Consider the following 15,621-nt stretch of genomic DNA (forward strand, 5'->3'; position numbering starts at 1 on the left):
TGTTTGCCGTTTCGTTCAGAAGCGACCTTTATAATATATCATTTCTTATTATCTCTGTCAACATCTTTTTATTAATTTGTTTTCAATGTTGTTCCCGCTTCATCAGCGACGTTTAATAATATATCACGATATAATATTATTAGCAACCACTTTTTATATTAAATTTGAAATATTTATGATTAAGGTTTGTTCATTCATCTTTCTAAATACAATTACAAGAGTAAAGTAGTAGTAAATGCATTGCAAAGAACACGATAGTTAGTAGGGATTAATGTATGATGTTTCTTATCATTCGTTTTTCATCCACCTAATAATATCTGACTTTAGAAGTACCTAAATAAGTGGAACATTGAATTCCCCCCGTACAATTAGTGGCTAATTAAAAAGAAAATGGAAGAGTCCTCTAACTAAAAGTAGCGTGATTACGAATACAGACTTCTTCTATATAAAGCTAACCTATTGTTTGATCCTTCAACTAAAATATAATGTACTTGAACAAATTTCTTGTTGAGGCATTTTTTATCATGTATAGTAAATATCAAATATAATAATGCATGTAACCACAAGGGGAGCCTTCGGCTGAGACTGGACGGTAATTCCGTTCTAACCCTTCGAACCTGTTAGTTAACACTAGCGTAGGGATGTGGATGGCCATATTAAAGCAATGTTGGAACCATCTAATCATATCCTACATTGCTTTTTTGTTTTGTCTACGTGAGCGATGTATGTATGATATATCTACTTCTCTTTTAAACTTAAGGTTAGGTGTCATGCAAAGAGAAGGGGTTTTTACTATGCAAGGAAATCAACGCTTATTATTTTTAATTGAAGTAGCGATGCTATCTGCTTTAGCATTCTTATTGGACTTAGTTTCAGGTGTGTTCTTAAAAATGCCACAAGGTGGTTCTATTTCATTAGGCATGATACCAGTTTTTATTATTGCTTTTCGTTGGGGATTGAAAGGTGGTCTTTTAACAGGCTTACTATTAGGTATACTTCAAGCTATTTTAGGTAGTCCATACATCATTCACCCAGTACAAGGTTTCCTAGATTATTATTTAGCCTTCACTGTTGTTGGTCTAAGTGGAATCTTCTTTAATCAAATTCAACGAGCATTATTAAATAAGGGTAAAAAAGCCATTATTTTTTACATTATTCTAGCAACTTTGCTAGGCAATTTCCTACGATATATTGTTCATGTCACGGCCGGGGTTTTCTTTTTCGCTTCCCTTACACCTGAAGGCATGCCCGTTGTAAAGTATTCTCTTATCTATAATTCAACATATATGATTCCAACTTTTATCGTTTCAGCAGTAATTGTTAGCTTCTTACTATTTACAGCACCTCGATTGGTTGTTAAAAGTAAATAACCTACGTCATACGTGGGAGAAGATTTGATCTCCCTTTAGTAATAACTCATAGCAAAGCAGTGGATTTCGAAATTGAAATTCACTGCTTTTAGTTATATTTCCCCCTTTGCATAATAATCTTCGGCTTATATAATTCCCCTCTCTATTACTTCCCTATAGAAAGAATCCAAAAACTAATATACTCTCAATATTAATAGAAGTGAGATCTCTTTTGAAATCTCACTTCTGTCTTTATCTTTAATTAGTTAGAATTTCATCTTATCAAGTGACTTTATTGTTTAATTCCATCTTACTCGAGGTAAATATAAATAAATCTCGTTAAGTAGCATATCCTATGATTTGATTTAAAAAGAAACAGTATAAAGCCATAGTAAAATCTACATTGCTAGAGATAATAGTCATATGACAATTTACAAGGAGGATGGTTATGAATAGTAATCAATTTGCAAATAAGGTTGCTGTTGTAACAGGAGGAAGTTCTGGGATCGGAAGGGCAACTGCAATTTCTCTAGCCAAACAAGGGGCAAAGGTTTGTTTAATGGATTTGAAAGAAGAAAAGGCCGAAATAGTAAAAAAGGAAATCGAAGAACTTCAAGGAGAAGCCATCATTGTCGATGTGGACTTGTCAAAACATAACCAAGTAAAAGAAGGTATCGAAGAAGCGGTGAACAAATGGGGTAGATTAGATATCGTATTTGCTAATGGTGGGATCAACGGAGTTCTCGCTCCAATAGAAGATTTAAACCCTAAAGACTGGGATACAACAATAAATACAAACTTAAAAGGTACCTTTCATACTGTAAAATATGCAATACCTAAGATGAAAGAGTCTGGTGGTAGTATTATCATTACTAGTTCAATAAATGGTAATCGTGTTTTTTCTAATTTCGGAATGATTGCTTATAGTACGTCGAAAGCCGGTCAAGTTGCATTTGCTAAAATGGCGGCGCTAGAGTTAGCTCAATATAAAATTAGGGTGAATGTTATCTGTCCAGGTGCAATTGAAACCAATATCGGAAAAAGTACCGAGAAAACACCTGAAGTAGATAAAATTGAAATACCCGTTGAATTCCCAGAAGGTAGTCACCCTTTAGAACATGGTCCAGGACAACCAGAGCAAGTTGCTCAACTCGTTTCCTTCCTTGCTTCTGAAGAATCTAGTCACATTACTGGGACTGAGGTATATATAGATGGAGCAGATTCACTCCTTTAATAAATCATAAGCTAAATAATTGTCTATTCTTTAATATAGTAAAGCTGATTCCCTCCATTGATCCTTGGTCAATGGAGGGAATCAGCTTTTTTGTGTATAAATAGTAGTTAGTAGTAGTTAACTCTATTAAGTTTTTAGAAATACCCATTTTATTATCATATTCACGGACTTTTAAGCATGTATTAATAGAAAGCTGCTATTTTCGCATTGATTTTTGGTTTTCGTACATAGCTTTACTTTCCTGATAATCCCTATCTTCTTGTTCTTTTCATACTTAGATACTTAATCCTATTCTATTGAATTTAATTAAAGTGGAACGATAAAAATCCAAAACCGATTTTTATCACTGTATAGCAATTACTTTTAGAATAATAAAAAACGGAGGGCAGACGATGAATGTTTATTATGCAATAATGTTACTTACTCTATTTCTATCATTATTTCACTTTTCTTATGGGTATAAGGAAGCCATAAGAATTAGTAATGAAGAGGGATCTGTACAGGGATTAGCACTCATTACCAGTGTACCTCTAGGGTTTACATTCGCTTATTTATCATCTATTTTTTACCAATATATATAAATGATTAAAAGGACCATATCCCGTTTCACCACATATGTCCGTTTGAGATAAAGAAAACACGATGTTGACTAATCTGGTGGAGGAGGGGTGAGTTTGTTAGGGCTCAGGATTTAAAAAACACACTAAGTACGAAACATATAAATACTGACATTATCAAAGGCGTTATGCTTCGGCATAATGCTTTTTGTAGTAATCACCTCCATTTAAAACCTACCTTTCCCAAATTAACTGTTTTTGAAATTAAATTGCAGATATCAGGATTTTTTTCATTGTTCCTTCATAAATATCAATAAGGATATACCCTTATAGGAGGATTCTTTGAAAATAATTATTGCTGTATGCCAAAACATCATTTATACATTTTTGTCATTTATCATTGTTAGCGCTTTTTTGCTGTATTTATTTTTAACTATGAATATAAACGTAAGTATTGTCATTAGTTCTCTGATGATTATTATTTCCTTTGGGCTATTTTGTTACTGTATTTACAGATTCATTTCTGTAAAAAGGCCATTTAAGTTTCTCTTTTTACATGGATTTGGTGGATTAATATCACTTGCGAGCTTTTCAGTTATAGTAACATTTGTAACAGTTTTCTTTTTTTCTATTAGCCTAATGATTTCATCGGAACTAGGTAAAAACCTTACAATCGAGGAAAAAGTAGAATTATATATGCTTCCTTTTCGAAATAACACAACTCCCTCTATTAATTACCAATCTATGAAAAAAGATAAACAAATCTCATCATTTCAAAATGTAAATATCTATTATCATGCACATGAAAAGGACTTAGTGCCAATAATCAAAGATGTGCTTACTAAAGCTGATACGATCACTACAAGCTTGTTCGGAAATGTTCAAGATAATGATATTGATCTCATCCTACATCCATCTTCCAAGGAGCTATTCAAACAAACAACTCTCGTAAATACAATGGGCTATTTTGATGATCCTAATGATATTGTTGGAGTTGCGATAACCGATTTAGATGAGATTAGATCTGATCGCATGCCAGGTGCCTTTCATTTTCAAAGTACAATTATGCACGAATACACACATTATCGTTTACAAGCCTTTATTAAAGAACAGGGACTTTTCGTGTACAGAGTTCCTCTATGGTTTCATGAAGGTGTTGCGGAATACGTAGGTATGTATAATGTGTCCCATCGTTTTTATCCATTTATCGAAACATCTTTTGACAATCTAATCACACATGAAGATTGGGAGAAACTCCGTATGGAACAATATGATGTTTATCTTCAAAGCTATTACGCTATCAAATATATCGTAAATAAATATGGAGAAAAGATGATTAAAACTATTATTGAAGAAACAGCAATTGTGAATGACTTTGATGAAGGATTTACAAGAGCAACTGGGATGACGATTAAAGACCTTCAATCTCTTTATTTAGATGAGGAAATGCAAAAGGTTGATAATTTATAAATAATAAGACAATTCTCTAAAAAACAACTATTCTATAGTATAATCAAAGGGAAAAATAAGGAGGTAAAAGTATGTGGTTACAGCTTGAAATATCGCGGAAGGACGTTTTATCTACTATTGAGAATCTTCCTGATCAGCTTTTAAATGTAAGAATATCTGAAACCACATGGAGTATTGGACAAGTTCTTAACCATTTATACAAGACAGAAATCAACATAACAAACACAATCGAGAAATTAATAACACAACCAGGGCAAGAGACAATTGAGGATAAACCAATATCAAAGACGATGGATCGCTCAATAAAAATTTCTGCATCCCCAGCAATTACTCCTTCAGCACAAGAATTTACTAAACAAGACATCATTTTAGACCTTATGAACTCACGTCAGCAATTATTAAGATTAATAGATGCGATTCCACCAGAATTAGATTTGAAAAAAAAATGGGGATTTAAACACCCTGCATTTGGCGTTTTATCATTAAAGCAATGGATTGAATTTATTGGTTATCATGAAAAAAGACACGCAGCCCAAATTATTGAGATAAAAGAAAACCTTATGACAAAACACTTATAAAACACAACAAGGGTAAGACTCTTTTTTGTTTACTATAATAAATACAATAAACTTGATGAAATCTTACCCTTATAAAAGCTTCCAATTATTCTGTTTCTATCTCATCAAGTGTCTCATCTTTAAAAAATCCGTGTTTATGCCTACCAAAATGATAGTTATCCTTTCCATCAAACGGAAACAATTTTTGCCTCTTTGCTTCTTCAGCATGGTTTGTAAACACTTCTTTCATCAATTCATGGCTTGTTTTATCTGTGGTATTAATGCCAAGTTTTTCTGCTGTTTGGTGAATCTTTTTTTCCATGACTTCAAGTACAAGTTCCTTTTCTTCCTTCCCATCAGTGGAAATCCCTAATTCGTTAGCATCCCTTTTTATGATTTCCGTTCGTACTTCGTTAGCTAAATCCTTTAGATCCTTGCCGTTTGTCTTAATATTCAATTCCTTAGCTTTATTTAAAACAAGTGTCTCTCTTACCTTTTTAGCTAAATCAGATGTTTCCATATCTTCCGTTTCAATGCCCAGATCTTTAGCTTTATTTCGAATCCGTGTCTCCTTCACCTCTTTACATAACTCAGTTATTTCCTTTCCTTCAATCTCAATCCCTAACTCCTTCGCTTCTTGTTTTAGATGTGCTGCACGAACTTCTTTTGCCAACTGAACTGCATCTTTACCTTCACTTTCAATCCCTAGTTTCTTAGCGCGTATTTGCAGAAATTCAAGGTTGTGTTCATGATGATTTTGATGTTGTCCTTCTTTTTCAGATAACTTCATTTCCTCATGATCAGAATGGTCTACCTGAGTTGTTGACCCTACTTCAGCAAGAGCTGGGGTTACCCCTAAAGCCACTATTGTCAACATCATTGAAAGAATGACGTTTTTCATTCTATGCATCTTCACCTTTTTACCTCCACTGTTTTTTTATCCTACACTCGATAGTTTTTCCATAAGTAGTGGATAAAATGTTAACAAATTATTACGAATGTATTAAATTTCTCGAATAGCCATTTTTCCCCACAAAAAAAGCAGTGCTATGATCAATTTCTTGACATCACACTACTTCACCTTTATTAACTTCGTTGATAGTTGTAGCCAGGAAGACCTCTCACATTGGTCTTCACCTTAAACAAACCACCTGAAAACGGGTATTCCATTAGTTCTTCTTCACTCATTCCTTGGCGAGCAGTTGTAATATAGAGCTCATCGAGGTTTTCGCCACCAAAGACACATGATGTCACATTTTTAGCAGGCACGATGACTTCATCTACCCAATTACCAGCATGTGGATCCCAACGTGTAACACGTGAGCCCCCCCAATGCGCCACCCAGATCATTCCTTCAGAGTCAATTGTCATTCCATCAGGAGAGCCCATTTCCTCTGGTATCCTTACACAAAGTTGTTTATTCGATATATCGCCTGTTCTTTCATCATAGTCAAATATAGACACTTCCCCTGTAGGTGTATCAATGTAATACATATTTGTTCGGTCTGGACTCCATGCAAGTCCATTCGAAATCGTCACAGAAGATAGCATCTTTTGAATCTGACCATCTATACCTAATCGATAAAAAGAACCTCTTTGTTCTTTTGCATCGATATCCATTGTTCCTACATAGAATCTTCCGTGTGCATCACATTTCCCATCATTAAAGCGATTATTTGGTTTATCTGATTCAGGATTAACTAGGAGTATCAGTTTCTCCGTACTCAAATCAAATTGATAAATTCCATTTTGAAGGGCCAAAATAAATTGTCCCTCGTGATCTGGAACCGCTGCACCGATATATTGATCTAGCTGAAACGTTCGATTTTCACTGGTAACTGGATCAAAAGCGTGAAGCTTCATCCCTAATATATCCACCCAATAAATGATCTTTTCATTTGAATCCCAATGAGGACCTTCTCCTAATGCTGCCTTTGCATCTAAAACTAGTTCTGCGTTGTAAACCACCTGTTTACCTCCCTAAAAATTATATCTTTCTTTTATTCAGCAAATTCAGTCAAAATCCCTGCATATGATGACAGAAAGTTAGGGAGGAATTGTGGACTATAAATTATTGCATTATGACGCAGAATCATTTTGTGAAAATTGACTTCTATATAAATCCGCATAAAAGCCATCTTGTTCCAGTAATTCTTCATGATTACCTTTTTCAATAATATCCCCTTGATTCATAACAAGAATAAGATCAGCATCACGAATTGTCGATAATCGATGGGCAATGACAAAGCTTGTTCTACCTTCTAATAACCTCGTCATTGCTTTTTGGATCTTCATTTCTGTCCGTGTATCGACACTGCTTGTTGCTTCATCAAGAAGTAGAATTTTCGGGTTTGCAATGATTGCCCTTGCAATCGTTAGAAGTTGACGCTGTCCTTGTGAGATGTTGGTAGCATCTTCACCTAAAACTGTTTCATAGCCGTCAGGTAGTGTACGAATAAATTCATCAGCATACGCGTTTCTTGCGGCTTCCTCTATCTCTGCATTTGTTGCCCCTTCATTTCCATAAGCAATATTTTCACGAATTGTTCCGTTAAATAACCAGGTATCTTGCAATACCATCGCATATTGGTTTCGGACCTGTTCTTTGCTCATGTCCGTTAGGCTAACACCATCAATTTTGATTGCTCCATGATTTAATTCATAAAATCTCATCAATAAGTTAACAATTGTTGTTTTCCCTGCACCAGTTGGACCAACGATTGCAACTGTCTGTCCTTCCTTAACTGCAAGACTAACATCGTTAATGACTGGCTGATCTTTTTCATAACCAAATTGGACATGTTCAAATACTACCTCACCTCGAAGTTTTTCAACGTGAATAGGTGCATCTTTTTCCTGTTTTTCCTCCGTCTCATCCAATAATTGAAAGACACGCTCAGCAGATGCAATCGCTACTTGGATCATGTTCGCAATTCCACCTACCTGGGCAAGCGGCTGTGAAATTTGCTGTGTATATTGAATAAACGCCTGAACATCACCAACACGAATGCTACCATTTAAAACAAGTAAACCTCCAGAAATGGACACAATAATAAATCCTAGGTTACCTACAAACCCCATAAGTGGCATCATCAAGCCTGAGATGAATTGTGCCTTCCAGCTTGAATGATAAAGACGGGCATTAATCTCATCAAATTCAGAGATTGACTTTTTTTCATGACCAAATGCTTTTACAACTTGATGACCTGTAAACATTTCTTCAATGTGTCCATTAATGTTCCCAAGCTCTTGCTGTTGTTTAACAAAGTGCTTTTGAGAAAATTTAGCGACAAACTGAGCAACGAATAAGCTTAACGGGATTGTAATCAACACGACTAACGTCAAAAGTGGGCTAATGACCAACATCATGATGATAATTCCAATAATCGAGATAACTGAGTTAATAATTTGCGTAAGCGCCTGTTGTAGTGATTGGTTAATATTATCGATATCATTAACTGCCTTGCTCAATAAATCACCGTGTGAGTTCTTATCAAAATAACTAAGTGGTAATCGTGAAAGCTTTTCATTGACTTCTTTTCTAAGTTGGGCAACCGTTTTTTGCGAAATCCCTGCCATCATATATTGCTGAATGTATGCAAATACAGAAGAAAGAAGATACAAACCAACTAAGATTAAAAGCAATCTTCCAATAAAATTGAAATCAACTGCTGTTCTCGTTGTAAAACTATCAAATATTGATGAAGTCGCATCCCCCAGCAATTTCGGACTGATAACATTAAATAAGGTCGAAAGGATGGCTGCAAGGGTAACGAGAATCATCCGATTTTTCCACGGCTTCAAATAACTAATTAATCTTTTAAATGTTTTCTTAAAGTCCTTGGGTTTTTCCCCGATCATACCAGGACCCGGTCCGCGATGCATTCCACCACCTCTTGGAGATGCGCTTGAACGTACTTTACTCATGCACTCGCCTCCCCATTTTCCTGTGATGAAACAATTTCTTGATAGATGGCATTGTTCTGCAACAATTCCTGATGTGTGCCCATTCCAGCAATTTCCCCTTCATTAAGCACGATAATTCTCTCTGCATCCTTCACGGTATTTACGCGCTGTGCAACAATCATTATCGTTGCATTTACTGTTTCTGTTTTCAATGCATGACGAAGCTTACTATCTGTTTTGTAATCTAGAGCAGAGAAACTATCATCAAATAAATAAATCTCAGGCTTTCTCACAAGTGCCCGTGCAATTGAAAGCCTTTGTTTCTGTCCTCCCGACAGATTAGCCCCCGCTTGTTCAAGCATACTCTCAAGTCCATGATCTCTTTTTTCAATAAAGTCACTTGCCTGTGCTGTTTGTAATGCAGCACGAATTTCATCTTCCGTTGCTGTTTCATGGCCATAACGGATATTTTCAGCAATTGTTCCACTAAACAAGGTCGCTTTTTGCGGAACATAGCCGATTTTCTCTCTAAGAGTACTCTGTTTCATACTCTGAATATTTACACCATCGATTAGAATCTCACCGCTATCGACATCATAAAAGCGCGGAATCAATTGGATGAGCGTTGATTTACCTGCACCTGTACTACCAATAATCGCAGTCGTTTCACCAGGCTTCGCGGTAAAGGAAATCTCTTCTAGAATAGGCTTCTCTGCCCCTTCATAACGAAAGGTCACATTCTTAAACTCAATGATCCCCTCACGTTTGTTCGTATGCTCATCTTTATCATGATCTGGATCTTTAATAATCGGAAGTGTATTGAGCACTTCATTTAATCGCTTAGCAGAAACTTGCGCACGTGGAATCATAATAAACGCCATTGATAGCATTATTAATGACATTAAAATCATTGCTGCATATTGAATAAAAGCTAATAAATTACCAACTTGCATATCCCCTTGATCAATCCGGATCGCACCAAACCAAATGATTGCGATATTTGTAAAATTCATAATAATGAGCATAACCGGGAACATAAATGCCATCAACTTCCCGACTTTGATCCCAGTATCACGATAATCCTCGTTCGCGACATTGAAACGATTTCTTTCAAAGTCAACCCGATTAAAAGCACGAACAACGCGGATCCCAGTTAACACCTCACGTAGGATCAATGTCAAACGGTCTGTTTTCTTCTGAAGGACAGAAAACAGCGGTATCGCTTTTTTAGCAACAAGAAAAATAACAATCGCCAAAATCGGTAAAGCCGCGAGAAACACCAGCGATAACACACGATCTCTTGAGATCGCTAAAATAATTCCCCCCACTAACATTAAAGGTGCTCTTGTCATCATTCTCTGCATCATATTAATGACATCTTGAACGATCTTTACATCATTTGTTGTACGGGTAATTAACGACGCGGAACCAAACTTCTCATATTCCTGCAGCGAAAAATGTTCAACATGAACAAACAACTTTCTTCGCATATCACGTCCAAAACCCAACGATACCCTTGAAGCATAATAACTAACGCCAACCATTAAGACAATCGACATCACTGTGCAAAAAAGCATCCATCCTCCCGTTTGTAGGATAAATGGAACATCTTGATTGACGATCCCAACATCAACAATCTCAGCCATAAGAGTTGGCAAATACAACTCAAATAAAATGGCTACTAATGAAAAGAGAAAGACAAGGAATAACTGTATTCTGTATGGTCTTAGATGCTTAATCATTTCTAGCATTTTTGGTCACCCTCTTTATGTATGTAGATCTTGCAATGAAACATTGATTACCTTTTTTATTATACATAGGATTCGTTCACTTTACGAAATATTACAACACTAAAGTATCAACTATATTTTTAAAACATAAAACTTAATTAAATGAATGTTCTGCAATAAGACTTGATAGAAATAATTTGAGATTCTTTTATTTCTCACCTAATAGATATTAATAAATGGGGTAAACTGAATAACAAAATGCATTTGAAAGGATCAATAAATATGCACTTTGCTATTACTGTTCTAACCATTTTAGCTTCTTTTAAATGGGGGGATTGGAGAGAATGGAGAAAATATCATGCAAGTATGCTTTTCATTTCTACAGGTGGTTTACTATATGAATACATAGTTAAAGACTACACTTTGTGGAATTTTAATCCTGATTTTCTATATGGACATGAAATGACTGTTATTGTGTATGCTCTCATTACCATGCCTGTTAGTATTTTTCTATTTCTCTCCCATTTCCCCGAAAGTTGGATTAACCGACTATTTTACATAATGCTTTGGTCTGGAATTTACATTGCCGTTGAATGGATTTTACATATTTTCGGGAGAATCTCATATCAAAATGAGTGGGCATTAGGCTATTCCTATTTATTTGATCTTGTTATGTTCTCGGTCATTGCATTACATCAGCGTTACCCATTCCGTGCTTATATCTTATCCCTATTCATTATCATTTTCTTGATCGTTTCTTTCAAGGTTCCTTTTACGTTTACTATTTAACTCGAACCTTGTAAAATCAACTAATGATTGTTGAATTAACTGGATGACATACTTTAAAATAGAAGTATGGGCATTTAAGGTTTGAAGTTTTAATATTTGCTCTTCAAGATTTACCACTTTGTGTTACTAATTCGGTATGGAGTATATGTTTGTTAATTAATCATTGCAGCGTTCCATTGCTATACGGTATAATAGTTCATATCGTTATATACTGTTGATTAGCAGATTCGAACGAATTCTATACACGGGGCATTAGCTCAGCTGGGAGAGCGCTACGCTGGCAGCGTAGAGGTCATCGGTTCGATCCCGTTATGCTCCATTCATTCAAACCCTTTTATATCAAGGTTTTCCCCTTTATTATCTGTTCATTAAAATAACTAAAGACCACTTATATTAATCATTGGTCACCATTTGGTCACACTGAATAATTTCATCTAATTTACGAATCGCATCCTCTTGCATCGTTGGCAGAACATGTGAATACGTATCAAGTGTCACTTTAATATTACTGTGACCTAATCTTTCTGAAATTACCTTTACATTTACTCCTTTTGCCAAAAGAGCCGTTGCATGTGTATGTCTTAAATCATGGAATCGTATTTTAGGTATATCAGCAACTTTAATTAAACGATTAAATGTTCGTCTGACATTCGCAGGGTTTATAGGAGTTCCATGATTAGTACATATGACTAAATCATAATCTTCATAAATTTGTCTTAACTCTTCTTTTCTTTTCTCAATATCAGCCTTATGTGATTTAAGAATTTCCACAGTAGATTTAGGCAATTGGATATTTCTTAAACTAGAGGCCGTCTTCGCTCCAGGTATAAAAGTTTTCCCATCATGGCTTAAAGTTTGCCTGATACTTACTTTCTCTTTGTTAAAGCAAATATCTTTCCAACGAAGACCTAATATTTCTCCCTGTCGCATTCCAGTCATTAACGCAAGTAGGAAAACCATATACATAGGGTCATCCTCTGCAGTTTTAAGAAAAAGTTTTAATTCATATTCATTCCATACAATCATTTCCTTTTTAACAGACTTCGGTAATTTAACTTTAAGTGCTACATTTTTATTCACAAGTTCAAAATCAACAGCATACGAAAGAGAGCTACAAATAATTTCATAAACTTTCTTTATAGTAGAACGTGATAATCCTTCATTATAAAGACTATTAATAAATGATTGGAGATGCAACGTAGAAAGTTTAGCTAAAGAATAGCCCCCTAATGCTGGAATGATTCTTCTATTGAGATAATTTTGATAAACTTCTGCCGTTTGAATTCCTATAGTTGATTTTTTAGTTTCAAACCACTCATTTAGATAGTCTTTATATTGACTTACGGATGGTTCTATAAACGTTCCTTTGTTATAAGAATTCATCGCTTCATTTAATGCAACCTGTGCTTCCTTTTTTGTTTTAAATCCTCTTTTCCTTTTCTGCTTCCGTTTGCTATTTACATCTTTTCCTGCATCGAATACATAGCACCAACTGCTACCTACTTTTTTAACTGAACCAGCCATTCTTTTCACCTCTTACCAAAATTAAAGGAATGCTTAAGGTAGCACTCCCCTTCTTAGAAGAGTATGCATATTACTGCATCTCTTTATAGGTTACAGCCCTAAAGAGATGTAGCAGTATTTACCAACTCTACTATAATATAAATCAAATTATTTGAAAACTAGTCTTCCACTGTTCCACGAAGCCAATCCAAAAAGACATCTTTCAAAATCTTAATACTTCTTCCAACTCTAACGGTATGAAATTCTTTGGATGATACCAGTTCATAAGCTTGTCTGCGACCTATTCCTAGTATTTGTTGTACGTCGTTAACATTTAATACATCCGGATAATTTTCTAATTGGTTCATTTTCTTTCTCCTTTTCTCCTAATTGATAATCTGATTACTAATCTCAATTTCCAGTAACCTGAGTTATCCTTAAATTCTTTATAGTTAATATTATAGGTTTCTATTTCTTTTAAGTACATCAGGGTTAAAACCCATGCAAAATGATCCACTTATGTTTGAAAGAATCTAGTAATAAAATCTAAATTACTATTATAAAATTGCTTACGATTTCTCCATTATTCTTTAAATATCTAAATTGACGTAATATTCAGAACTAAGATTGGTCAAATATAAAAGCACCTCTAAAGAGATGATAGGAATTTATTTACACGTTTCCTAATAAGGAATTATTAAATTTTAATTCATGTATGTTTCTAGGTCTTATGAATTCTTACACATATTTCAGGTGACTGGTATGCTGGGTGTAGATAAAAAATTATAACAGGGATGTAGTAGGTTCACCTAAACCTTATACTTAACTTACCCCCAACGCCTTAAACACCGTATCAATCTGATCTGCATAAAACACGGGTTGGACCATCACAAACGGTGCAGGAATCAATACCTACTTTGTTCTCCCGCATCCTTAAGCAACAACTAAATATTATCAGCAGATCCAATTTTCAAGGAGTCCGATGTGGCTAGTATTCTTAGTCCTATAAGTCAGGAAGAATATGATTTATATGAAGAAAAAATTGAAAAATCGATGAATCCTGATAAGGAAGTTAACATTGAAAATGAAATAATAAAGAAGAGAGCCAAAACGTTTTTTCATAAACTTAGCTCTGGTCATAAAATTGTGTTGCTTACGTTGACACGCTTAGTTGAAACAGTAGAGGAGCGTACTCTGGTCCTTTTGGATGAACCTGAGTCCCATCTTCACCCACCTTTATTATCAGCATTTACTCGTACTCTTTCAGATTTATTAGTTAGTAGAAATGCGGTTGCCATTATTGCTACCCATTCACCTGTGATTGTCCAAGAGGTGCCTAAAAGTTGCGTTTGGAAATTACGTAGGTCAGGAATATATTTACAGTACTTTAGAAGTGAAATTGAGACATTTGGAGAAAACAAAGGAGCTCTTACTAGGGAAATTTTGAATTAGAAGTGACTTATTCTGGTTATTATAAAATGATCAAAGATGCTGTAGATGAAATCGGCGATTATGAAGGTGTCCTGGACCACTTCAACCACGAGGTTGGGATGGAAGCGCGAGGTCTAATTAGAGCTCTCATAGCCACTTCTAACCAGGAGGAAGACTAGAATGCAAACACTTCCCCGACCTTCATTTAATGTGTCAGATGTATTTAAAGCTTCCATTAGCAAGGTTAGAAACGAAGACTTAAAGGATCGATTAACAAACTGCTTACCAGAAATCATAGATGATGCTCAAAAGTATGAAGAAAAGGCGGCCAGTGCTGAATTATACTTATTTCCTAAGAAGACAGTAATAGCCGGTAATGTTTCAGCTAAGGAGCTAGAAAAAGTCTATACAGGCAGAATGGTGCCAAAAAAAAGTCCTGGTAGAATATACTACAACAAATTGAGATATCCTCAAGGTAGTGATAAATGCCCTTTATGTGGACAACGTCCTTCAAGCACCCTTGATCACTACCTCTCCAAAACAGACTATCCGACACTTAGTGTTTTACCGGTTAACTTGGTCCCTGCTTGTAAAGACTGTAACTATATAAAATCTAATTCTTTTCCAACAAAGTGTGAAGAGGCAACTCTTCATCCATACTTTGATAATATTGAGGGGGATAAATGGTTATGTGCTACTGTAAATAAAACATCCCCTCCTTCTTTATCATATTACATTGATGCTCCACTAAAAATGACAGAGCGTGTTAAGTATCACTTTGATTTATATGATTTGGGTACCCTATACGCTTCGGAAGTAGCTGCTGAACTGCCAGATATTTCATATTTAATGAAAATGTTAAGAAATGATATTGGCCCTGAAGCGGTACAAAAGCACCTATTAGCAATTGCTCAGAGTTGTGAAAAAAACAGAAAGAATTCATGGAAATCAGCAATGTATCAAGCTTTAGCTTCAGACCCGTGGTTTTGTGATGAAGGAGCAAAACTATAGATTACAGTATCCCTTAGAGCGATTTTATTATTGCTCTCCTTATTTTTTCATAGCTTCAAGATCTTGACTAATACATTGAAGATT

General features: G+C 35.1%; 14 protein-coding genes, 1 tRNA gene and 1 riboswitch. Of the genes, 9 read left to right on the forward strand and 6 right to left on the reverse strand.

What is annotated here, in order from left to right; translation table 11 throughout:
• Window positions 1–555 precede the first annotated feature (555 nt).
• Window positions 556–659, forward strand: a riboswitch (TPP riboswitch).
• A gap of 135 nt (window positions 660–794) precedes the next feature.
• The 5 genes from thiT to AC6CHR_RS23580 all read left to right on the forward strand — a co-directional run bounded on the left by thiT (window position 795) and on the right by AC6CHR_RS23580 (window position 5,188).
• Entirely contained in the window at window positions 795–1,370 is a 576-nt protein-coding gene (gene thiT / locus AC6CHR_RS23560; RefSeq protein WP_498251576.1) for an energy-coupled thiamine transporter ThiT, read from the forward strand.
• A gap of 427 nt (window positions 1,371–1,797) precedes the next feature.
• On the forward strand, window positions 1,798–2,583 hold the full coding sequence (locus AC6CHR_RS23565; protein WP_498251578.1) for an SDR family oxidoreductase: 786 nt from the start codon (window positions 1,798–1,800) through the stop codon (window positions 2,581–2,583).
• A gap of 392 nt (window positions 2,584–2,975) precedes the next feature.
• Window positions 2,976–3,164 carry a hypothetical protein gene (locus AC6CHR_RS23570; protein ID WP_498251579.1) on the forward strand — a complete coding sequence of 63 codons (189 nt, stop codon included), beginning with the start codon at window positions 2,976–2,978 and terminating at the stop codon, window positions 3,162–3,164.
• Between the two features lie 318 nt (window positions 3,165–3,482).
• A complete protein-coding gene (locus AC6CHR_RS23575) occupies window positions 3,483–4,610 on the forward strand; it encodes a hypothetical protein (RefSeq protein WP_498251580.1) in 1,128 nt (375 codons plus the stop codon).
• Between the two features lie 71 nt (window positions 4,611–4,681).
• Window positions 4,682–5,188 carry a DinB family protein gene (locus AC6CHR_RS23580; protein WP_498251581.1) on the forward strand — a complete coding sequence of 169 codons (507 nt, stop codon included), beginning with the start codon at window positions 4,682–4,684 and terminating at the stop codon, window positions 5,186–5,188.
• Between the two features lie 85 nt (window positions 5,189–5,273).
• Here the strand turns inward: AC6CHR_RS23580 and AC6CHR_RS23585 are convergent, their stop codons facing one another.
• From AC6CHR_RS23585 to AC6CHR_RS23600, 4 genes are all read right to left on the reverse strand, one after another.
• On the reverse strand, window positions 5,274–6,083 hold the full coding sequence (locus tag AC6CHR_RS23585; protein WP_498251582.1) for a hypothetical protein: 810 nt from the start codon (window positions 6,081–6,083) through the stop codon (window positions 5,274–5,276).
• Window positions 6,084–6,253: 170 nt separating this feature from the next.
• Entirely contained in the window at window positions 6,254–7,135 is an 882-nt protein-coding gene (locus AC6CHR_RS23590; RefSeq protein WP_498251583.1) for an SMP-30/gluconolactonase/LRE family protein, read from the reverse strand.
• A 111-nt stretch (window positions 7,136–7,246) separates the two neighbouring features.
• Window positions 7,247–9,094 carry an ABC transporter ATP-binding protein gene (locus AC6CHR_RS23595; RefSeq protein WP_498251585.1) on the reverse strand — a complete coding sequence of 616 codons (1,848 nt, stop codon included), beginning with the start codon at window positions 9,092–9,094 and terminating at the stop codon, window positions 7,247–7,249.
• Window positions 9,091–10,824 (reverse strand): ABC transporter ATP-binding protein, encoded by a 1,734-nt coding sequence (locus tag AC6CHR_RS23600; RefSeq protein WP_498251586.1) that lies wholly within the window; start codon window positions 10,822–10,824, stop codon window positions 9,091–9,093. Before AC6CHR_RS23600 ends, AC6CHR_RS23595 begins: the two co-directional genes overlap by 4 nt.
• A gap of 243 nt (window positions 10,825–11,067) precedes the next feature.
• Between AC6CHR_RS23600 and AC6CHR_RS23605 the strand changes: the two genes are divergently transcribed.
• Both AC6CHR_RS23605 and AC6CHR_RS23610 read left to right on the forward strand, forming a co-directional pair.
• Window positions 11,068–11,592, forward strand: a complete 525-nt coding sequence (locus tag AC6CHR_RS23605) for a CBO0543 family protein (protein ID WP_498251588.1) — start codon at window positions 11,068–11,070, stop codon at window positions 11,590–11,592.
• A 246-nt stretch (window positions 11,593–11,838) separates the two neighbouring features.
• Window positions 11,839–11,911: transfer RNA gene (locus tag AC6CHR_RS23610), tRNA-Ala, on the forward strand.
• Between the two features lie 74 nt (window positions 11,912–11,985).
• Here the strand turns inward: AC6CHR_RS23610 and AC6CHR_RS23615 are convergent.
• Both AC6CHR_RS23615 and AC6CHR_RS23620 read right to left on the reverse strand, forming a co-directional pair.
• Complete coding sequence (locus AC6CHR_RS23615) at window positions 11,986–13,116, reverse strand: site-specific integrase (protein WP_498251589.1); 1,131 nt, start codon at window positions 13,114–13,116, stop codon at window positions 11,986–11,988.
• Between the two features lie 158 nt (window positions 13,117–13,274).
• Entirely contained in the window at window positions 13,275–13,463 is a 189-nt protein-coding gene (locus tag AC6CHR_RS23620) for a helix-turn-helix domain-containing protein (protein ID WP_498251590.1), read from the reverse strand.
• A 616-nt stretch (window positions 13,464–14,079) separates the two neighbouring features.
• On the opposite strand from AC6CHR_RS23620, the gene AC6CHR_RS23625 reads away from it, so the two are divergent.
• Together AC6CHR_RS23625 and AC6CHR_RS23630 are read left to right on the forward strand one after the other, a co-directional pair.
• Complete coding sequence (locus AC6CHR_RS23625) at window positions 14,080–14,547, forward strand: AAA family ATPase (RefSeq protein WP_498251592.1); 468 nt, start codon at window positions 14,080–14,082, stop codon at window positions 14,545–14,547.
• 159 nt (window positions 14,548–14,706) lie between these two features.
• Window positions 14,707–15,537, forward strand: coding sequence for an HNH endonuclease (locus AC6CHR_RS23630; protein ID WP_498251593.1), 831 nt, complete (start codon window positions 14,707–14,709; stop codon window positions 15,535–15,537).
• Window positions 15,538–15,621: the final 84 nt, after the last annotated feature.

The sequence above is a fragment of the Metabacillus sp. GQ13 genome (assembly GCF_059758525.1).

Coding starts and splice junctions, on each gene's coding strand:
- AC6CHR_RS23595 (WP_498251585.1), bottom strand. CDS start 9,094: ATGAGTAAAGTACGTTCAAGCGCATCTCCAAGAGGTGGTGGAATGCAT.
- AC6CHR_RS23565 (WP_498251578.1), top strand. CDS start 1,798: ATGAATAGTAATCAATTTGCAAATAAGGTTGCTGTTGTAACAGGAGGA.
- AC6CHR_RS23600 (WP_498251586.1), bottom strand. CDS start 10,824: ATGCTAGAAATGATTAAGCATCTAAGACCATACAGAATACAGTTATTC.
- thiT (WP_498251576.1), top strand. CDS start 795: ATGCAAGGAAATCAACGCTTATTATTTTTAATTGAAGTAGCGATGCTA.
- AC6CHR_RS23620 (WP_498251590.1), bottom strand. CDS start 13,463: ATGAACCAATTAGAAAATTATCCGGATGTATTAAATGTTAACGACGTA.
- AC6CHR_RS23580 (WP_498251581.1), top strand. CDS start 4,682: ATGTGGTTACAGCTTGAAATATCGCGGAAGGACGTTTTATCTACTATT.
- AC6CHR_RS23615 (WP_498251589.1), bottom strand. CDS start 13,116: ATGGCTGGTTCAGTTAAAAAAGTAGGTAGCAGTTGGTGCTATGTATTC.
- AC6CHR_RS23570 (WP_498251579.1), top strand. CDS start 2,976: ATGAATGTTTATTATGCAATAATGTTACTTACTCTATTTCTATCATTA.
- AC6CHR_RS23630 (WP_498251593.1), top strand. CDS start 14,707: ATGCAAACACTTCCCCGACCTTCATTTAATGTGTCAGATGTATTTAAA.